General features: G+C 71.0%; 17 protein-coding genes. 6 read left to right on the forward strand and 11 right to left on the reverse strand.

The genetic code is table 11. From position 1 onward, the window contains the following. Window positions 1-4: 4 nt before the first annotated feature. The 4 genes from ABD297_RS20695 to fdh are packed head-to-tail and all read right to left on the reverse strand — an operon-like array spanning window position 5 to window position 6,933. The gene (locus tag ABD297_RS20695) at window positions 5-1,333 is read right to left on the reverse strand and encodes an L-lactate MFS transporter (RefSeq protein ID WP_344257011.1); all 1,329 of its coding nucleotides are present in this window, start codon (window positions 1,331-1,333) and stop codon (window positions 5-7) included. A 43-nt stretch (window positions 1,334-1,376) separates the two neighbouring features. After that, window positions 1,377-2,495, reverse strand: coding sequence for an NrfD/PsrC family molybdoenzyme membrane anchor subunit (nrfD, locus tag ABD297_RS20700; RefSeq protein ID WP_344257012.1), 1,119 nt, complete (start codon window positions 2,493-2,495; stop codon window positions 1,377-1,379). Next, entirely contained in the window at window positions 2,492-3,604 is a 1,113-nt protein-coding gene (locus tag ABD297_RS20705) for a 4Fe-4S dicluster domain-containing protein (protein WP_344257013.1), read from the reverse strand. The genes nrfD and ABD297_RS20705 overlap by 4 nt, the downstream gene beginning before the upstream one ends. 2 nt (window positions 3,605-3,606) lie before the next feature. Continuing rightward, window positions 3,607-6,933, reverse strand: a complete 3,327-nt coding sequence (gene fdh, locus ABD297_RS20710) for a formate dehydrogenase (RefSeq protein ID WP_344257014.1) — start codon at window positions 6,931-6,933, stop codon at window positions 3,607-3,609. Window positions 6,934-7,063: 130 nt separating this feature from the next. On the opposite strand from fdh, the gene ABD297_RS20715 reads away from it, so the two are divergent. From ABD297_RS20715 to ABD297_RS20730, 4 genes are all read left to right on the forward strand, one after another. Then, window positions 7,064-8,146: an FUSC family protein gene (locus tag ABD297_RS20715; RefSeq protein ID WP_344257015.1), complete on the forward strand. Its 1,083-nt coding sequence runs from the start codon at window positions 7,064-7,066 to the stop codon at window positions 8,144-8,146. 88 nt (window positions 8,147-8,234) lie between these two features. Beyond that, window positions 8,235-10,781, forward strand: coding sequence for a DEAD/DEAH box helicase (locus tag ABD297_RS20720; RefSeq protein WP_344257016.1), 2,547 nt, complete (start codon window positions 8,235-8,237; stop codon window positions 10,779-10,781). A 2-nt stretch (window positions 10,782-10,783) separates the two neighbouring features. After that, entirely contained in the window at window positions 10,784-11,626 is an 843-nt protein-coding gene (locus ABD297_RS20725; protein WP_344257017.1) for an acyl-CoA thioester hydrolase/BAAT C-terminal domain-containing protein, read from the forward strand. 77 nt (window positions 11,627-11,703) lie between these two features. Continuing rightward, window positions 11,704-12,489 carry a DUF1206 domain-containing protein gene (locus tag ABD297_RS20730; protein WP_344257018.1) on the forward strand — a complete coding sequence of 262 codons (786 nt, stop codon included), beginning with the start codon at window positions 11,704-11,706 and terminating at the stop codon, window positions 12,487-12,489. A 76-nt stretch (window positions 12,490-12,565) separates the two neighbouring features. Here ABD297_RS20730 and ABD297_RS20735 read toward each other — a convergent pair whose 3' ends face one another. The 3 genes from ABD297_RS20735 to ABD297_RS20745 are packed head-to-tail and all read right to left on the reverse strand — an operon-like array spanning window position 12,566 to window position 15,058. Further along, window positions 12,566-13,297 carry a phosphatase PAP2 family protein gene (locus ABD297_RS20735; protein WP_344257019.1) on the reverse strand — a complete coding sequence of 244 codons (732 nt, stop codon included), beginning with the start codon at window positions 13,295-13,297 and terminating at the stop codon, window positions 12,566-12,568. After that, window positions 13,294-14,016 carry a phosphatase PAP2 family protein gene (locus ABD297_RS20740; RefSeq protein WP_344257020.1) on the reverse strand — a complete coding sequence of 241 codons (723 nt, stop codon included), beginning with the start codon at window positions 14,014-14,016 and terminating at the stop codon, window positions 13,294-13,296. Before ABD297_RS20740 ends, ABD297_RS20735 begins: the two co-directional genes overlap by 4 nt. 13 nt (window positions 14,017-14,029) lie before the next feature. After that, a complete protein-coding gene (locus ABD297_RS20745; protein WP_344257021.1) occupies window positions 14,030-15,058 on the reverse strand; it encodes a diacylglycerol/lipid kinase family protein in 1,029 nt (342 codons plus the stop codon). Between the two features lie 151 nt (window positions 15,059-15,209). Between ABD297_RS20745 and ABD297_RS20750 the strand changes: the two genes are divergently transcribed. After that, the gene (locus ABD297_RS20750) at window positions 15,210-15,854 is read left to right on the forward strand and encodes a DUF1345 domain-containing protein (RefSeq protein ID WP_344257022.1); all 645 of its coding nucleotides are present in this window, start codon (window positions 15,210-15,212) and stop codon (window positions 15,852-15,854) included. Between the two features lie 49 nt (window positions 15,855-15,903). Here ABD297_RS20750 and ABD297_RS20755 read toward each other — a convergent pair whose 3' ends face one another. Both ABD297_RS20755 and ABD297_RS20760 read right to left on the reverse strand, forming a co-directional pair. Continuing rightward, the gene (locus ABD297_RS20755; protein WP_344257028.1) at window positions 15,904-16,353 is read right to left on the reverse strand and encodes a DUF5994 family protein; all 450 of its coding nucleotides are present in this window, start codon (window positions 16,351-16,353) and stop codon (window positions 15,904-15,906) included. A gap of 208 nt (window positions 16,354-16,561) precedes the next feature. Then, window positions 16,562-16,684, reverse strand: a complete 123-nt coding sequence (locus ABD297_RS20760) for a hypothetical protein (protein WP_344257023.1) — start codon at window positions 16,682-16,684, stop codon at window positions 16,562-16,564. A gap of 232 nt (window positions 16,685-16,916) precedes the next feature. Between ABD297_RS20760 and ABD297_RS20765 the strand changes: the two genes are divergently transcribed. Beyond that, window positions 16,917-17,210, forward strand: a complete 294-nt coding sequence (locus ABD297_RS20765; RefSeq protein WP_344257024.1) for a hypothetical protein — start codon at window positions 16,917-16,919, stop codon at window positions 17,208-17,210. On the opposite strand, the gene ABD297_RS20770 is transcribed toward ABD297_RS20765, so the two are convergent. Both ABD297_RS20770 and ABD297_RS20775 read right to left on the reverse strand, forming a co-directional pair. Next, the gene (locus ABD297_RS20770; RefSeq protein ID WP_344257025.1) at window positions 17,176-18,429 is read right to left on the reverse strand and encodes an ATP-grasp domain-containing protein; all 1,254 of its coding nucleotides are present in this window, start codon (window positions 18,427-18,429) and stop codon (window positions 17,176-17,178) included. The two genes, ABD297_RS20765 and ABD297_RS20770, sit on opposite strands and share 35 nt — an antisense overlap. Next, the gene (locus tag ABD297_RS20775) at window positions 18,426-19,160 is read right to left on the reverse strand and encodes an alpha/beta hydrolase (protein ID WP_344257026.1); all 735 of its coding nucleotides are present in this window, start codon (window positions 19,158-19,160) and stop codon (window positions 18,426-18,428) included. The genes ABD297_RS20770 and ABD297_RS20775 overlap by 4 nt, the downstream gene beginning before the upstream one ends. Window positions 19,161-19,426: the final 266 nt, after the last annotated feature.

The raw sequence follows: 19,426 nt of genomic DNA on the forward strand, positions 1-19,426 counted from the left end.
TCGGTCAGTGGCGACCCGCCGGCGCGGTGGGAGCTCCGGACGCCGACGACGTCCCGGTCCTGGGCGCCGGCTTCTTCGTGATGAGCGGCAGCGCCATGCCGACGAGCGCGATGATGCCGACGACGGTGAAGCCGAGCGTGTAGGCCTTCTGCTCGCCGATGAGCGAGGAGATGAGCAGGGGCCCGACGATGCCGCCGAGGCTCCAGCCGATGAGCATGAGGCCGTAGATGGCGCCGGCGTTGCGGACGCCGAAGAAGCGCCCCGCCGTCGAGGGCATCGTGCCGAACGCACCGCCGTAGCAGGTGTAGACGAGCGCGGCCAGCACGGCGAAGAGGATGGGCGACGCGACGTGCGGGATGAGCAGCAGGCACACGCCCTGGATGCCGAGGATGCCCATGAAAGCCGGCATCTTGCCGATGCGGTCCGAGAGCCAGCCCCAGAGGATGCGTCCGCCACCGTTGAAGAGGCCGAGCACGCCGACGAGGCTGGCGGCGGCCGCGGCGGAGTAGCCGGCGACGTCGCTCGCACTGCCGGCGGCGACCGAGATGAGCGAGATGCCGGCCGTCACGCTGAGCGTGAGGATGGCGGTGAGGAAGTACCACTGGCGGGTGCCGAGGGCCTCCGCGGCCGTGAAGTCGGCCTCGGGGGCGGCGTCCTTGGTGTGGGCCTCGACGGCGTGGTCGGCGTCCGCGGCCACCATGCCCGGCGGGACGTAGCCGGCCGGCGGGTTGCGGAAGAGGCTCGCGCCGATGACGACCGCGACGAGGTAGCCGATGCCGAGCGGCAGGAACGCCTTGGTGGGCACTGACGGGTCGGCCGCGATGAGGCGCTGGCCGAGGGGCGCCGTGATGACGGCGCCGAAGCCGAAGCCTGCCACCGCGATGCCGGTGATCAGGCCCGGCTTGTCCGGGAACCACTTCTGCAGCATGGCGATCGGGACGATGTAGGCCATGCCGAGCCCGAAGCCGCCGAGGATGCCGTAGCCGAGGATGAGCAGCCAGAACTGGTCCTTGCCGGCGAACGAGGCCAGGATGACGCCGAGGCTGTAGATGACGCCGCCGGTCAGGGCGACGGTGCGCGGACCGCGGCGGTCCTGGATGCGGCCGCCGATGTAGCTGCCGATGAAGATCATGCCGATGGCGACCTCGAACGGCACCGAGGCCTGCGCCTTGGACCACCCGAACGCGTCGTGGCTCTGGATCGCCTTGGCGAAGACGCTCCAGGCGTAGACGGCCCCGATGGCGAGCTGCACGAGCACCCCGGCCACGAGGATGAGCCACCGGTTGCCGCCCGGTGAGGCGGTGGTGTCGTTCCGAACCGCACTGGTGCTCATGAGGCTCCCCTTCTCGTCCTGGTGGTGCAGGTGGATTGGCGCGTCAGCGCGCCGTGGTGATGGAGTCGTCGACGACGCCGGCAGCCCGGCGCTTCTCCAGCCGCTCACGCTGCGGCTCGACGGTGTACTTCGGGTCGATCGCCGAGACCATGCCAGCCTCGAAGACGCCGAAGCGGGTGCACACGGAGGCCGCCATGAGTGCCGCCCCGCTCAGGGCCGCCGCGACGCGGTTGCCGCCGAGAGCGACGGCGCCGAGGGCGCCGCCGATCGTCAGGGCACGGCTCGCCTTGAGCAGGCGTCCGGCCTTGCCGGTCCGCAGCGGCTCCGAGAGGATCGGGCCGAGCTGGTCCTGCATGCGCTCGAAGGCCACCAGCTCGGCGAGCGCGCTGACGGCGGCGAGCTTGCGCGCCGGACCGTTCTCGCGGGACGGGACGGTGACGAGCGCGAGGCCGGAGGCCGCGAGGTTGGCGGAGCTGACGAAGACGAAGGGCAGCTCGCGGTAGGACTCGTGCCACGTCGGGGTGGCGGTGTCGGCGAGCAGCACCGCGGTGTAGGCGGCGAGTGGGGGCGCGAAGAACGCCGAGCCCACGGTGGCCGGGCCGTCGGCGAGCTCCAGCGCCTTGGACAGGAGGGCGACGGCGCCGGAACCGTTGGCGCGAGAACGTCGCTCGAGCATCGGGCGGCCGAGCTCGATCGCGAGCGCCGCGCCCGTGAAGCTGCCGAAGGCGGTGAGGATCCACGAGCCGACCGACATGGGCGAGGTGAGCTTGACGGTGCGCATCATGTTGAGGGCACGGCTCGGCTTGCCGAGGTCCTTGGCGAGCGCCGCTCCACCGAGGGCCGCCCCGGCCACGGCACCGATGCGTCCGGCGCGCTGCAGCGCGGGGAAGCCGCGGGCCCTGCCGCCGGCGCCGAGCAGCGCAGAGCCGCCCGCGATACCGCCGAGGAAGAGGTATGCCGCGACCTCCTTCTCCCAGGGCGCGGGCTTGACGATGTGGCGCCCGTAGTAGCTGTCGAAGCTGACGTCGGGGACCATGAGCGACTCGTCGCGGCGTCGGCGCCCGGCGTCCTGACCACCGCCCGGACCGTCGGGTCCGGACTCGTCACGCCGGCGCTTCCGGCGCTCCGGCGGGCGGTCTGCGTCGAAGGGGTTGGTCGTCACTTTCGCCTCCCGACGAAGGAGGCTGCCGCCATGGCGAGCATGGTCAGCCCCGCGTAGCCGGCCTTGCGGAACATGTCGGGCAGGTCGGCCGTGGTGACGCGCGGGTCCGGCGGCAGGCCGTAGACCTCGGGCTCGTCGAGGAGCAGGAAGGTCGAGCCCGTGCCACCGACCCCGTCGTTGTCGTCGACGCCGTAGAGGCGCGCCTCGCTGTAGCCGAGCTCGTGCAGCTGCGCGACACGGGCGCGGGCCGTGGCCCGCATCTCGTCGAGGTCGCCGAACTTGATCGACGTCGTGGGGCAGGCCTGGGCGCACGCCGGGGTCTGGCCGGCGCCGAGCCGGTCGTAGCAGAGGGTGCACTTCTGGGCGATGCCGACGTTCTTGACCTCGCCGTTGGTCTCGGCGTGCGACGGCGGGTTCTGGTGCGAGCCACCGCCCGCGTTTCCCGCCGACCCGCTGCTCCCGGACCCCTTGATGCTGATGCCGTGGGACTGCGGGCCCTTCTCGTGGCCCTCGTTGCCGCTCCGGCGCTCGATGACGCCGAAGGGACAGGCGGCGACGCAGTAGCCGCAGCCGTTGCACACGTCGTCCTGCACGACGACGGTGCCGAACTCGGTGCGGAAGAGGGCACCGGTGGGGCACACGTCGAGGCAGGCCGCGTGCGTGCAGTGCTTGCAGACGTCGGAGGCCATGAGCCAGCGCACGTCCGGCACCGGGGTGTCCGTGAGCGTGTCCGTGAGCGTCGCGGTCGCCGTGCCCCCGCCACCCGCGAGGGCGGGCTCCTCACCCGAGCGCACCGACGGCATACCGAGGGAGACGAGCTTGCGTCCGGACTCGCGGGCCTGCTCGATGCGGTCGCTCGTCTGCTCGACGAAGGCGACGTGGCGCCACGTGCTGGCGCCGAGGGCGCCGGTGTTGTCGTAGGACTGGCTCAGCAGGTCGAGGCCGTCCTCGGGGATGCCGTTCCACTCCTTGCAGGCCACCTCGCACGCCTTGCAGCCGATGCAGATCGAGGTGTCGGTGAAGAAGCCCTTGCGTGGCTCGTGCGTCTCCCACGCGGCGTCGGCCGCCGGGTCGGTGGGGCCGGAGAGCTGGTTGCGCCAGAAGCCCATCGTCAGCCTCCTCTCGTGTCGGGGGTGGACTCCGGGTGCCCGGTGCGCAGCTCGTTGCTCGTCATGACGGTGCTGCCGGCGCGCGACTGGTACTCGGCGACGAGGCGCAGCAGCTCCTCGCCCGCCGGGCGGCGACCGGGAGTGATGTCGCAGGAGCCGGCCTTGCTCTCCTGGATCTGCACGTTCGGGTCGAGCGCGACACCGAGCAGGTCGTTGGCGGCGTCGCCGCTCACGATCGCGTTGCTGCCGACGCCCCAGTGGTAGGGCAGCCCGATCTGGTGGATCGTGCGGCCCCGGATCACCAGCGGCGTCATGCGCTCGGTCACCATGACGCGGGCCTCGATGGCGGCTCGTGCCGACACGATGGTCGCCCAACCGCCGTTCTCGAGGCCCCGCTCGGCCGCCAGCTCCGGCGAGACCTCGCAGAAGAACTCCGGCTGGAGCTCGGACAGGTAGGGCAGCCACCGGCTCATGCCGCCGGCCGTGTGGTGCTCGGTCAGCCGGTAGGTCGTGAAGACGTACGGGTAGACGTCGGCACCCGGCGCGTTGCCGGACGGGCTCCACAGGTTGTCCTTGCGCGGGAACACCTTGCGCGCCGGGTTGGACTGCTGGGTGTAGAGCGGGTTGCTGACCGGGGACTCCTGCGGCTCGTAGTGGGTCGGCAGCGGCCCGTCGAGCATGCCCTTGGGGGCAAAGAGCCACCCCTTGCCGTCGGCCTGCATGACGAACGGGTCGTCACCGGCGAGACCGGCCGGGCCGCCCGTCCCGGGCTCGGGTCGGTAGGACGGTGCCTTGTCGGGCACGAAGTCCGGCACGTCGTGACCGGTCCACTTCCCGGCCTCGGCGTCCCACCAGACGTAGCGCTTGCGCTCGCTCCACGGGTTGCCCTCGGGGTCGGCCGAGGCACGGTTGTAGAGGATGCGGCGGTTCGCCGGCCACGCCCAGCCCCAGTCGAGGGCCGTGAGGTCCTGCTCGCGGCCCGGCTTGCGGTCGGCCGCGTGGTTCTTGCCGTCGGCGTAGACGCCGGTGTAGATCCAGCAGCCGCCGTCGGTGGAGCCGTCGGCCTTCATCTCGGTGTAGGCCGAGAGCGGCTGACCCGCCTTGTCACCGGTCAGGTGGCGGCCGTTGATCTCGGCGAGCACCGCCTCGGCGTCGGGGTCGCCGTGCTCGTCGGTGGGGTAGTCCCACGTCAGGTCGAGCAGCGGGCGGTCCCGCTCGTCGGTGGAGTCGGCGAGCAGCTCGCGCACCCGACGCCCGAGCTCGTAGAAGAACTGCAGCTCGCTCTGGCAGTCGCCCTCGGGCTGGACCGCCTGGTGGTGCCACTGGAGCATCCGCTGGGTCTGGGTGAACGACCCGCTCTTCTCGGTGTGCGCGGCCGCGGGCAGGAAGAAGACCTCGGTCTCGATGTCCTCCGTCTTCAGCTCGCCGGACGCGATCTCGGGGCCGTCCTTCCAGAAGGTCGCGGACTCGATCATGTTGAAGTCGCGCACGACGAGCCACTTGAGGTGCGACATGGCCTGGCGCTGCATGCGGCCGTGCGCCGAGCCGACGGCGGGGTTCTGGCCGAGCAGGAAGTAGCCCTCGACCTGGTCGTCGAGCATTGCCATCGTCGTCTGATAGGTGCCGTGCGCGCCGGTCAGCCTCGGCAGGTAGTCGAAGCACCAGTCGTTCTCGGCGGTCGCGGCCTTGCCCCACCACGCCTTGAGCAGGCTCACGGCATACGTGTCGGCGTTGGCCCAGAAGCCCTTCTGCTCCTTGTTGCCGATCGCCCCGAGGTAGTCGTCCCACGTGTCGTGCAGGCCCGCGACGGGCATCGCGAGGTAGCCCGGGAGGATGTTGTAGAGCGTCGGGATGTCGGTCGAGCCCTGGATGCTCGCGTGTCCGCGCAGCGCCATGATGCCGCCGCCCGGGCGGCCCATGTTGCCGAGCAGCAGCTGCACGATGGCGGCGGTGCGGATGAACTGCGCACCGAGCGTGTGCTGGGTCCAGCCCACGGCATACACGAAGGCCGTCGTGCGCTCCCGGCCACTGTTCTCGGTGACGGAGCGCGCGAGGTAGTCGAAGTCCTCGACGCTTATGCCGCACGTGTCGGCCACCATCTCCGGGGTGTAGCGGGCGTAGTGCCGCTTCAGGATCTGGAAGACCGTGTTGGGGTCCTGCAGCGTCTCGTCCCGCAGCACCCGGGCGTGCTCGAGCGCCGGACCACCGGAGCCGTGCTGGTCACCGGCGGACCGCTCGGACTGGGTGTGGCCGTGCTCGTGGACGGCCGCGGGACCCCCGATGGTGCCGGGCGTCTCGTCGTCCTCGCCGTCGCTGCTGGCGTAGGCCCACGTCTCCTGGGAGTAGTTGCCCTTCTCGTCGTCGTAGCCCGAGAAGAGGCCGTCGAGGTCCTCGGTGTCCTGGAACTTGTCGCTGACGATCGTGGCCGCGTTGGTGTACGCCACGACGTAGTCCTTGAAGTACAGGTCGTTGTCGAGGATGAACTTGATGAGGGCGCCGAGCAGCACGACGTCGCTGCCGGCGCGGATCGGGATGTGCTTGTCGGCGGTGGCCGACGTGCGCGTGAACCGCGGGTCGACGTGGATGACCCGGGCGCCCTTCAGCCGCGCCTCCGTCACCCACTGGTAGGCGACCGGATGGCACTCGGCCATGTTCGATCCCTGGATGACGATGCAGTCGGCGTTGGACAGGTCCTGCACGTACTGCGTGGCGCCGCCGCGCCCGAACGAGGACCCCAGACTGGGGACCGTGGAGCTGTGTCAAATACGCGCTTGGTTCTCGATCTGGATGGCGCCTGCGGCGGTGAACAGCTTCTTGATGAGGTAGTTCTCCTCGTTGTCGAGCGTCGCTCCGCCCAACGAGGCGATCCCCATGGTGCGCCGCAGCGGGCGCCCGTGCTCGTCGTGGTCCTGCCAGGTGCGGCGCCGCGACTCGACGAACCGCTGCGCGACCATCTCGACGGCGGTCGACAGCTCGATCGACTCCCAGTCGGTGCCGCCGGGTCGGCGGTAGAGCGCCTTGCGCTGGCGCCCGGGGTTGTTGACGAGCTGCTCGCTCGCGGATCCCTTGGGGCACAGACGGCCTCGCGACACCGGCGAGTCCGGGTCTCCCTCGATCTGGACGACGCGGCCGTCCTTGACGAAGACGCGCTGACCGCAGCCGACGGCGCAGTACGGGCACACGCTCTGGACGACCTTGTCGGCCGTCGCGGTGCGGGGCGTCAGCTCACGCGTGTGGGCGGAGGTGACGGCCGGACCGCGACCGAGGAAGTCGCCGGAGCGCACCTGCCGGACGACCGGCCAGGACAAGAACGTCTTCTTGGGATCCACCGCTGCACCTCTCTGGACTGGGCGACGGGACCATGACAGCACGACTGTCTGGGAGACGCCATAGGAGCATTACCCACTCGGGCGTCGCCACTCACAGTCGCTCTCCCCCGCTGGCTAGACTCGACCGCAGATGACGAGCGAGCCGGAACCCACAGCCGACCGCGGACCCGGCGGTCGCCCGCGCGGCGCCAGGGCCGTGACCCGGGGCCTGGTCGCGCTGGGCCCGCACCGGGGCGCCCATCGCGTCGCCCTCCGGGCAGGGCTGTCGGTGCTCATGCCGCTGCTGGTGCTCGTCCTCGCGGGCCGCGTCGAGTGGACGGCGTATGCCGCGTTCGGCGCCTTCACCTCGTTGTACGGCCGCAACCACGCCCGCGCCGAGCGCGCCGGGATGCAGGTCGTGGCTGGCGGGTTCCTCACGCTGTCGGTGACGCTCGGCGTCCTCGTCTCCCTCGCTCCGGACTCACGCTGGCTCGTGGTCCCCGTGGGCGCGCTGCTCGCCGCCGGCGGTTCGCTCGCGTCCGACGCCTACGGCTGGCACCCACCGGGGCCGCTCTTCCTCGTCTTCGGCTTCGCCGTGAGCGCCATGGTGCCTGCCACGGCGGCGACGCTGCCCGTGGCAGCCGGCGTCGCCGCCCTCAGCGCCCTCTTCTCCCTGGCCGTCGCCCAGGTCGGGGTGCTGCGTGAGCCGGCGTCGTGGGCGCCGCCGGTGCTGCCCGCGCCACGGTTCCGGGACGCCCTTGCGCCGCAGGGCGCCGTGACCCACCTGCTGCGCCACGTGCTGGCGCTGTCGGTCGCCGGGGGCGTGGCGACCGCCCTCGACTGGCAGCACCCCTACTGGGCGATGGTCGCGGCCGTCGTGGTCCTCTCGGGTCCGGACCTGCTCTCGCGCCTGACCCGTGGGGTCCAGCGCGTCGTCGGCACCCTGCTCGGCCTCGGGGTGGCCGCGTTGGTCCTCGCCTGGCACCCGCAGGGGGTGACGGCGGTGCTCGTCATCGTCGTGCTCCAGGTCCTGACCGAGCTCTTCGTCGGTCGCAACTACGCCGTGGCGCTGCTCTTCATCACGCCGCTCGCGCTGCTCATGGGGCAGCTCGCCCACGAGGCGCCGGTCGGTCCGCTGCTGCGCGACCGGCTCCTCGAGACGGTGCTCGGCGCGCTCGTCGGAGCGGTCGTGCTGCTCCTCGTCCCGGACCGGCCCCCCGGGCCCGACGCCTGAGCCCCGTCACGCGGTCTGCGGGCACAGGCGGCCGGGTCACCCACGGCCGCATTGGGAGCACGTGGTGCGCGGACGGCATACTCACGAGGTGACGAAGAACCTCAGCGAGCGCATCCCGCGGGATCCCGATCCCGACGGCCTCTACGAGGTCTTCACCGAGTGGACGACCGAGCGTGGGCTCACGCTCTACCCGCACCAGGAGGAGGCGTTCCTCGAGATCCTGGGCGGCAGCAACCTCATCCTGTCCACGCCGACCGGCTCCGGGAAGTCGCTCGTCGCCACCGCCGCGCACCTCACGGCCCTCGCCGAGGACCGCGTCAGCTTCTACACCGCGCCGATCAAGGCTCTCGTCTCCGAGAAGTTCTTCGCCCTCTGCGAGCAGTTCGGCGCCGACAACGTCGGCATGATCACCGGTGACGCGTCGGTCAACGCCGACGCGCCCATCATCTGCTGCACTGCCGAGATCCTCGCGAACCTCGCTCTGCGAGAGGGCAGCTCGGCCGACATCGGGCTCGTCGTCATGGACGAGTTCCACTTCTACTCCGAGCCCGACCGCGGCTGGGCGTGGCAGGTGCCCATCCTCGAGCTGCCGCAGGCACAGTTCGTGCTCATGTCGGCCACGCTCGGCGACGTCACGATGTTCAAGGACGACCTGACCCGTCGCACCGGCCGCTCGACCGCCGTCATCACGGGCACCGAGCGCCCCGTCCCCCTCGAGTTCTCGTATGCCGTGACGCCCCTCCACGAGACCATCGAGGAACTCCTCGAGAAGGACCGCGCCCCCGTCTACGTCGTCCACTTCACGCAGGCGGCCGCGCTCGAGCGCGCGCAGAGCCTCATGGCTGTCAAGATCACGACCCGCGAGGAGCGCGAAGCCATCGCCGCGCGCATCGGCGCGTTCCGCTTCGGGGCCGGCTTCGGCCGCACCCTCTCGAGGCTCGTGCGGCACGGCATCGGCGTGCACCACGCCGGCATGCTGCCGAAGTACCGCCGCCTCGTGGAGCAGCTCGCCCAGGACGGACTGCTCAAGGTCATCTGCGGCACGGACACCCTGGGGGTCGGCATCAACGTCCCGATCCGCACGGTCCTGCTCACCGGCCTGACGAAGTTCGACGGGACGAAGCAGCGCACCCTCAAGGCGCGCGAGTTCCACCAGATCGTCGGACGGGCCGGACGCGCCGGCTTCGACTCCCGCGGCTGGGTCGTGGCCCAGGCACCGGAGCACGTCATCGACAACCTGCGCGCCGCCGAGAAGGCGGGCCACGACCCCAAGAAGCAGAAGAAGATCCAGCGCAAGAAGGCACCCGACGGCTTCGTCAACTGGTCGGAGGAGACGTTCGAGCGGCTCATCGCCGCCGAGCCCGAGCCGCTCCAGCCGCGCCTCAAGGTCTCGCACTCGATGCTCGTCAACATCCTGGCGCGGGAGGGCAACCCGGTCGCCCACGCGATGCGCCTGCTCTCCGACAACCACCACGAGCCGAAGGACCAGCGGCGCCTGCAGCGCCACGCGCTCGTGCTCGCCAAGGAGCTGCTCACCTCGGGTGTCGTCGAGCGGCTCGCCACGGCCGAGGAGTCCGGCCGCCGTCACGCGCTGACGATCGACCTGCAGCGCGACTTCGCGCTCAACCAGCCCCTGGCGCCCTTCGCGCTGGCCGTCATGGACACCCTCGACCCCGAGTCCGACTCGTACGCAAAGGATCTCGTCTCCGTCATCGAGGCGATCCTCGAGGACCCGCGCCAGGTCCTGTGGGCCCAGCAGTTCAAGGCGCGCGGCGAGGCCGTCGGCGCGATGAAGCTGGACGGGATCGAGTACGAGGAGCGCATGGAGCGGCTCGAGGAGGTCTCCTGGCCCAAGCCGCTCGCCGACCTGCTCGAGGTGACCCTCGCCGCCTACCGGCAGACCCACCCGTGGATCTCGCCGGATGCGCTGTCGCCCAAGTCGGTCGTGCGAGAGATGTACGAACGCGGCATGACGTTCAACGAGTTCGTCTCGTACTACGGCCTTTCTCGCTCCGAAGGGCTCGTCCTGCGCTACCTCACCGACGCCTACCGCGCCCTGAGCCGCACCGTGCCCGAGAGCCACCGCACGGAGGAGCTCGAGGACATCATCGAGTGGCTGGGCGAGCTGGTGCGCCAGACCGACTCGAGCCTGCTCGACGAGTGGGAGGACCTCGTCAACCCCTCGGACGACGTGACCCAGCAGAGCGAGGTCGCCCCGCCGGCCCGTCCCCTCACCGCCAACGAGCGGGCCTTCACCGTGATGATCCGCAACGCGATGTTCCACCGCGTCGAGCTCGCCTCGCGCGACGAGTGGGAGGCGCTCGGCGAGCTCGAGGCGCGCATCGCCGAGCTGACCGACCCGCCGCAGAAGGTCCTCATGGACGCGCAGGCCTGGAATGACGCCCTCGGCGCCTACTACGACGACCACGACGCCATCGCCACCGACCAGGGCGCCCGCTCCCCCGCGCTGCTCCAGGTCGAGCGCACGCCGACCGAGTGGCGCCTGCGCCAGGTCGTCGTCGACCCCGACGGCGACCTGGACTGGGGCATCTCGGCCGTCGTCGACCTGGCCGCCAGCGACGACGTCGGTGCCGCCGTGCTGACCGTCACCGGCTTCGAGCGCCTGGGCGGCTGACCGTGAGGCTGGTCGAGACTCCTCGCGAGCACGACGGCGTGCTCGTCGAGCCCGAGGACGGCGGGAACGGTACCGGCGTCCTGGTGCTCTCGGGCTCGAGCGGTCGCGTCGAGCGCGACCGCGCGCGACTGCTGGCCGACGCCGGCGTGTCAGCAGCCCTCACCTACCGCTGGTTCGGCGGCCCCGGACAGCCGGCCGGCCTCTGGGAGTACCCCCTCGAGGCCTTCGCACCCGCTGTCGCCTCGCTCGCCGAGCGGTGCGACCGCGTCGTGCTCCTGGGCACCTCGAAGACGGCCGAGGCCTTCCTGCTGTATGCCGTGGGCGACCCCGCCGTCGACGCCGTCGTCGCGCTCGCGCCTAGCCACGTCGCGTGGGCCAACGTCGGACCCGGACCCGACGGCGAGCTGCGGCCGCAGCACTCCTCGTGGAGCCGTGGCGGCGAGCCCGTCCCCTTCGTCCCCTACGACGACGACGCGGAGGCACCCGGGCAGCCCCCGGCATACGCCCCCGTCTATGCGCAGAGCCTGCGCACACGGGCGGACCGCGTGGCGGCAGCCACGATCCCCGTCGAGCGCTTCTTCGGCGACGTGCTGCTCGTCGCGGGAGGCGACGACCAGGTCTGGCCCGCGCTGTCCTTCGCCCGCGCCGTCCAGGCGCGACGGGCCGCCCTCGACCTGCCGACGACGCTCGTCACCCACCCGGACGCCGGACACCGTGTCGTGCTGCCCGGCGAGACCGTCGTGTCCGGCGGCCAGGTGATGGCGCGCGGCGGCACCGAGACGGCCGACCGTGCCCTCGGCGACCGGGCCTGGCCCGAGATCCGGCGCGTGCTCGATCTCCTCTGAGCGCCACGAGAGGGCCCCGCGCGGGTATGTTCCCCAGTGCCCACATCGGGGACCCCTCGACCGACAGGATCGACAGCATGGACGCCACAGACGTCACCGCCGCCTCACGGCGCGCCGGTGACCATCCCGCCCTCGAGACCGCCGCGCGCGTCGGCTATGCCGTCAACGGCGTGCTCCACATCGTCATCGGCATCATCGCCCTCCAGCTCGCCTTCGGGTCGAAGGGCAAGAGCGCCGACCAGTCCGGCGCGTTGGGCTCCATGGCCGACAACGGCTTCGGGCTCTTCATGCTCTGGGTCGCCGTCGTCGCCTGGCTCGGCCTCGCGCTGTGGCAGGTCACCGAGGCGATCTCGGGCGGCTGGGACACGAGCGACCGCGCCAAGGCCGCGGCCAAGGCCGTGGTCTACCTCGCACTGTCGTGGACAGCCTTCAAGTTCGCCAGCGGCAAGGGCACGTCGAGCAAGAGCCAGACGACCGACTTCACGGCCAGCCTCATGAAGCAGCCCGCGGGCCAGTGGCTCGTCGCGCTCGTCGGCCTCGCCGTCATCGGCGTCGGCGTCTACCACGTCGTCAAGGGCTGGAAGAAGAAGTTCCTTCAGGACCTCGAGACCCACCCCGGCCAGTGGATCGTCAAGGCCGGCCGCGTCGGCTACATCGCCAAGGGCATCGCGCTCGCCATCGTGGGCGGCCTCTTCGTGCTCGCCGCCGTGCGCCACAAGCCGAGCGAGGCCCGCGGCCTCGACGGCGCCCTGCGCAACCTGCTCGGCGCCCCCGGCGGCCCGGTGCTGCTCGCCCTCGTGGCCCTCGGCCTCGTCGCCTTCGGCGTCTACTGCTTCGGTCGGGCCCGGCACGCGGACGTCTGACGCTCGCTCCACGATCGCGAACGGCCGGGAACCCCAAGGGTTCCCGGCCGTTCGCCGTCCACTGGTGCGCCGGCTGTCAGCGCGACACGGCCTCGCGAGCCGCACCGGTGACTCGGCCGCCACCGGTCTTGCGACGCAGGTAGTGCCAGGCGAGCAGCGCGCACACGATGCCGTTGACCATGCCGACGAGCACGTCGACGAGGTGGTGCATGCCGCGGTAGAGACGGGCGTAGCCGACGAGGAGCGGGATGACGGCGAAGGCCACCGTGACGAGGCGACGCAGCCACACCGTCTCGATGCGCTGCGCCATGAGCGCGAACGTCAGGTAGAGCGCCGTCGAGGCACCCATGTGACCGCTGGGGTAGCTCGAGGTCGGCGGCGCCGGGTCGAGGTGCGGGACCTGCGGGCGCTTGCGGTCGGCGATGGTCGTGGCGGCCACGAACACGCTGGCCTGCATGGCGATCGCGATGGCGGGGATGACGGCATACCACCACTGCTTGGTGCGCCACCAGATGAGGGCCACGGCAATGACGCAGACGCCGATGACGATCTCGGTGTTGCCGATGTGCGACCACACGGCGGTGATCGAGTTCATCGTCGACGTGCGGCCGGCGGCGAGGGACCTGCTGATGCTCTCCTCGGAGGGGAGACCACCCAGCGGGCCCATGATGAGGAAGCCGAGACCGACGATCGCCGCGAACAGGATGACGGCGGGCGCGAACACCCGCAGCGCGAAGTCACGCAGGGCCGACCCGACGCTGGGTCGTGAGGAGTCGATCTCGTAGCGGTGGACGAAGGTGTGGTTCACGAGCTGCCTTTCGATGACTCGGGCCCGGACTCCCCCTCCGGCGGAGGGGAGTCGTCCGGACCTTTGGGGTTCCACCCGAGGTAGCCGGCGTAGGACGCCGTGCCCAGTCCGACGCCGAAGATCACTCCGGCGAGGACGTCTGAGGGGAAGTGCACGCCGAGGAAGACCCGGTCGAGCGCGGTGAGGAGGACGTATGCCGCCAGGCCGCCGACGAGCCACCGGCGCGCCACCGGCGTGAGCACCGGCCAGAGCAGCAGCGTCATGATGGTCGCGATCGCGGCGGCACAGGCCACGTGCCCGGACGGGAAGCTGTAGCCGGGGGCGTGGGAGACCGGGTCGCTGATGACGGGGCGGGCCCGGCGCACGATCGCCTTGAGGTCGAGCTGGAGGTTCCACGACACCATGAGCGTGACGAACGCCCAGAGGCAGCGGGTGGCCAGCTCGCGGTGCCGGCGCCACAGCACGAGGCAGACGGCCGAGGAGGCGATGTAGACCCAGACGGGCTGCGTGATCTCCTGCCACACGAGCAGGGTCGACCTCAGCCACGGGTTGTCGCGGGTGATGTCGGTCGCGGCGATGGTGAGCCGCTGGTCGAGGTCTATGACGGGCAGGAACTTCTCACGCACGACGAACGCAAGGATCGTGACGGGGACGGCGAAGGCCAGCCCGTAGCCGACGGCCCTGAGCAGGCGGCGGCCCCGACCCGCGGGTCGGGGCACACCTCGCCGTCGGTCACCCAACGCGGACCACCAGCGAGTCGGGCAGCACCCGAATGCCGAGGGAGACGTGCTCGCCGATCGGGTCGCCGTCGATCTCGGCCTCGACCGGGCGGCCGGCGGTCACACTGAACTCCCGACCCCGCAGGCGGTCGAGACGCCGGTGTCCGGCGCGGTGGCGGGTCACGAGGTCGGAGATGACCGAGATCCACCCGATCGCACCCTTGGGCGCGACGACGACGGCATCGAGCACGCCGTCGTCGAGCTTCGCCTCGGGCATCAGCTCGAGACCGCCCTGGAGCGTGCCGCAGTTGCCGATGACGACGGTGCGGGCATGGCGGCTGACGGCCCCGCTCGCCTCGTCGTGCTCGCGCTCGTGGTCGCCGTGCTGGCCGGTGACCCCGGAGCTGCCCGTGGATCTGACGTCGACGCGGAAGCCGCGGCTGAAGACCTGGCGCAGGCCGCTGAAGACGTAGGCGACCCAGCCGACGGCGGCCTTGACCTTCTCGTTGGTGCCGGCCATGACCTGACCGTCGAGGCCGAGCCCGGCCATGACGAGGAAGACCTCCTCGTCGTCGTCGACCTGAGAGCCACCGTCGTGGGTGCCGTGGCTCTCGCGCGGCCGGATCGGCTGGTCCGCCACCCGGACCAGACCCACGTCGATGCGGCGGTCGGCGCCGCCGAGCATCGCCTCGACAGCGTCCTCGAGGGAGTCGACGGGCAGCTTGAGGTTGCGGGCGAGGAGGTTGCCGGTGCCGCCCGGCAGCAGGCCGAGGGCGACGTCGGTGCCGACGAGCGCCGAGGCCACGGCGCGGACCGTGCCGTCTCCGCCCAGGGACGCGACGACGTCGGCGCCGGCCCGGACCGCCTCGCGGCCCTGCTTCTCGCCGGTCTCGTCCTCGGTCGTCGCGATCCAGCTCGGGTCCTCCCAGCCGTGCTGCGCCGCCGCCTTGGCCACGAGCTCCTTGGCCGCGTCGAGGTCGTCCACCTTGACCGGGTTGTAGACGACGGTGAGGCTGCGACGAGCGCTGGGGGTGTCAGGCATGTGGGGGATCCTAGGGCTCAGGGCATGAGGGGAGGGGGCCGTGGAGCTCGGCCTGACCGGTGACATACCCGCACCCCGCATGCAGCCGACCACCAGCGCACCCCCAGCCGGGACCCAGCCATCGCGCTCCCCACGGAGGTAGCCTCCGGACGTGTCCACCATTCGTCGGCGTCTCGCCGTTGCCGTAGTCGTCGGTGTCCTCGTCGGCCTGTTCGTGCCACTGGGACCGGGCGGCGAGCTGCTGACCCACCTGCTGACCGGGTTCGTCGCCGGCGGCCTGTCCTTCGCCGTGCCGCTCCTCGTGCACGTCCTCGGTCATGACGCACCGTCCACGCGGGCCAAGGTGATGGGCCGCGACGGCGACGCCGCCTGGTACGACGTCGTCGTGATCGTCGTCGGGCTGGCCAGCCTCACCGGGGTGGCGGTCCTCCTCGTCGGCAGCCAGTCCAAGGGCGTCGCGCAGGTCATCGACGCCCTCGTGGGCGTGGGCGCGGTCGCGGTCGGCTGGCTCTGCGTCCACACCGTCTATGTGCTGCGCTACGCCCGCGTCTACTACGCGAGCCCTCGCCCGCCCATCGACTTCAACCAGGACGAGGACCCGACCTTCTCGGACTTCGCCTACTTCTCCTTCAACCTCGGCATGGCCTACCAGGTCTCGGACACCGACCTCAAGACCTCCGACATCCGGCGGGTGGTGCTCGGCCACACGCTGCTCGCCTACCTCTACGGCACGATCATCATCGCCTCGACCATCAACCTCGTGGCCGGCATCGGCGGCTCCGGATCTGGAGGCTGACGGCCGCCGCGACCGGGCTACGGCCGCCCCCGGCCGCGACGAGCGACGGCTAGTCCGAGGCCGACTCGAGGGCGGCGTTCGCGGTGACCTCGTCGGAGCCCGGGAGCAGGACCGTGAGGACGAGACGCTGGTAGTTGCTCAGCGACAGCAGGATCTGGTCGGGGTAGCGGCTGTGCTCGAACCAGCCCAGGTGGGTGATGCCGAGCGACGTGCGGATCCGGCCGGGTGCCGCGCTCCAGTGGGATCGCTCGTAGCCGATCCGGGCGATGCGGGCATGCACGCGCTCCTGGACCGCGACGTCCAGCAGGGGCACCTCGGTCGCGAGGTCGATCGTTCGCGGCCACCAGACACCGTCGGAGGCTTCGACCCCCGGGCGTGGGGAGAGCACGAGGCGCGCGGGCGGCGATGTCGCACCGGCCGGCAGAACGGCGGCGGACGAATCGGTGGACATGGACTCGGGGACGGACGAGGCCTCGGTCGTCGACAGGGGAAGGGACATGGCGTTCACAGCAGCTCCTCGGGAGCGATGGCGTGAGAGGTGGATCGCGGCTCGCTCGTCACTCCCCGCCATCGAGGCCGACACCGCGCAAGGATCGGGCCTCTGCTGACTGCCGACGCCGGCGACCCCGGTCGGGTCGACGCGTCTCCTCGTCAGCGTACGCTCCTGAGCGAGGATCCGGAGTGGCCGCGGCACCGGGTGGCGACCGTCAGCCCTCGCCGCCGTCGTCCGGGTCGTCGTCCGCGTCGTGGCGTTCCGCCTCATAGCTCTCCACGAGCTCCCACGCCCGATCGTCCCGCCCCACTGTGTCGTCGTCGTCGCGGTCGTTCATGGCCTGTCCGATGGCCCAGTCCGGAGGGGCCGGCCGCGCCGGGTCCGGATCTGATGTCGCAGACATGTCCTCCACCCTCCAAGCGATGGCGCGGGGCGGTGACCCCGTCTCGCCATTGTGCCACCGGGCCGACCTCACGACAGGTGGTCCGGCCCCCGGCACCCGGTCCGGAGCAGGCGTACGCTGGCGCTCTCAGGTTGACGCATCGTGCGCCGGCAGATCGGAGTCCGAGATGCCAGGCGACCCGCCGCTCGAGCCGCGTCCCGCTCACCAGCTCCCGGAGCTGATGGCGGCCGTTCGTGCCGCGAGCAACGACGTCGACGCCCTGAGGACCGGGCGCGTCGACCCGGCCCTCCTGGTCGCTGCCCGCGGGGTGCTGCTCGAGGCGCTGGAGCGCCTCGCCGCCGAGCTCGCGAGACGCAGGCTGCCCCTGCCCCCGGCCCTGCGCGACGAGCTCCGGCTCCAGCGGGGCATCCGCGGCGCTCTTCGGCTCAGGTTGCCGCCAGCCGGGCCGTCTCGTCCTTGACCCAGAGGCCGACGAGGCCGCCGAAGTGCGCCATGAAGCGGTCACGCTCGTGGGCCGGGTACGTCGTGACGACCGTCGAGCGCAGCAGGCTGTCGAACGCGTCGGACTGCACCCACTCGAGGACCGCGGCGTCGAGGTGCGAGAGGTACCGGTCGCACCACGCCCAGTAGGCGGCGGTGTCGAAGTACTCGTCGGCGATCGCGAGGTAGGCGTCGAGCTTCTCCTCGTCGTCCAGGTCGTCGCGGTCGGCGATGTCGAAGTAGCGGCGCATCTCGAGGTCCATCGGGCCCTTGCGGCCGGTGACGAGGCAGAAGGCCGACCAGCGCACGAGCGCCTTGATGGCCCACGGGAAGTAGTAGTGCAGCGAGGTGACCGCCACGTCGGGGCAGGCGTTGGCGTAGTCGATGGGATAGACGTCGTCACCCTTGACGAGCATCTCGCACGAGTTGAACTCCCAGCCGAACATCGCGTTGACGATGCGGCTGATGGCGGCGGTCTGCTTGCCCGCCGAGGGCTGCAGGAAGTCGTAGCTCACGGCATACCTGTTGTGCATCGACTGCTCGGGACGGAAGTCCATGACCATCGTCTCGGGGCCGATCGACAGCGCGCGGGCGAAGTGGTCGTACTCGACGGTCGACTGCAGGTGCATGAGCATCTCGCCCGACTCGTCGTAGGCCTTGACGAGGTCGGCCTCGTCGTTGATCCGTGAGACCCCCCGCCAGCCGCCGCCGTCGAAGGGCTTCATGTACATCGGGTAGCCGAGCTCGTTGGCGATCGCCTTGAGGTCGAACGGACGGTTGTACTTCGCCGACGTGTAGGCCCAGCGCACGTTGTCGACGGGGTTCTTGTAGGGCACGAGCCACGTCTCGGGAACCTTGAGCCCCAGGCGCATCAGCGCGACGTAGGCGCTGTGCTTCTCCATCGACTGGAAGGTGAACGGACTGTTGAGCAGGTAGGTGTCGTTCATCAGCGCGGCCTTCTTGAGCCACTCGCGCGGGTGGTAGTACCAGTAGGCGAGGCGGTCGATGACGAGCTCGGTGCGCACCGGCTGGCGCAGGTCGAACGGCTCGATGGTGAGGCGCTCGCTCGTCAGCTCGTGCGTCACGCCGTCGTCCGTCGTGATCGGTCCGACGAGCGCGAGGAGGGCCTCGAACGCGGTGGGCCAGTCCTCCTCGGCCCCGAGCAGCAGCCCGATCAGGTGGTTGCGCGTCTGCGTCATGTGCCTCTCCTGCTCGACGATCCGGGTGACCCCGATCCTTGCAGCAGTGTCAACAGCAACGGGTCGAACGCGGCCTCCCAGGAGCGCCAGTCGTGACGCCCCGGCAGCTCGCTGAACGACACGCGGTTACCGCTCCGGGCGAGGGTGTGCGCCATCTGGCGGTTGTTGGCGAGGTTGCCCTCGTCGGTGCCGCAGGTGAGCACGAGGTGCGCGTCGGTGCGTCGCCGGCGCGCCCTGCGAACGCCGGTGACGAACGCCGTCACGCGGTCCCAGAACTCGAAGTCCTCCTCGTCGTCGACGCGCTTGCGGAAGAAGGAGCCCGACTGGAGGAAGAGCGCGCCGAAGGTCCCCGGGTGCAGCCACTCGGCCTGGAGCGACGCGAGCGCCCCGAGGCTCGCTCCCATGAGGGCCGGCTTCCCGTCGGTCGCGTATGCCGTGTGCACCCTCGGGAGCACGTGCTCGGCGAGCGCTTCGGCCCAGAGGGGGTTGGCGGCATACCGCTCGTTGCGCGGTCCCGGCTCGAGCAGGACGACACGGGTTGGGGGGACCCGTCCGTCAGCGGTGGCGGAGCGCAGTCGTGAGACGAGGTGGGCCCGCCGGGAGTACTCCGGGCCGTCGTGCGCGACGAGGAGCGGGAGTGGGTCGCGGCGCGCGCTGCCGACCGGGGACACGACGGCGAGCTCGACGTCGCCGACCGGCGTGCCGGTCACCGTGAGCTTCGTCCGTGCCATGTCAGTGACCCTATGCGCGGGCGGGGACACGGCCTGCCCCTGCACCCTCGCCACGGCCTTGGCGTCCGGATCTGTCTGAGCGTAAACGGAATTCGCTGTCCACAGATTCACCATGACTCTTGATCGGCGATCGAACACATGTTCTGCATATCTGCTTAGGTGAAGTCCGGTATGCCGGTTTCTGCTGGCTTGAGAAGGTCCTTGAGCGGGTGCGGGTCAGTGTCCACGGCTTGCTCGAGGAGTCGATAGAAGAGCAGGCCGCGGGA

It is taken from the genome of Terrabacter carboxydivorans (assembly GCF_039532035.1).
Lineage (GTDB): Bacteria > Actinomycetota > Actinomycetes > Actinomycetales > Dermatophilaceae > Terrabacter > Terrabacter carboxydivorans.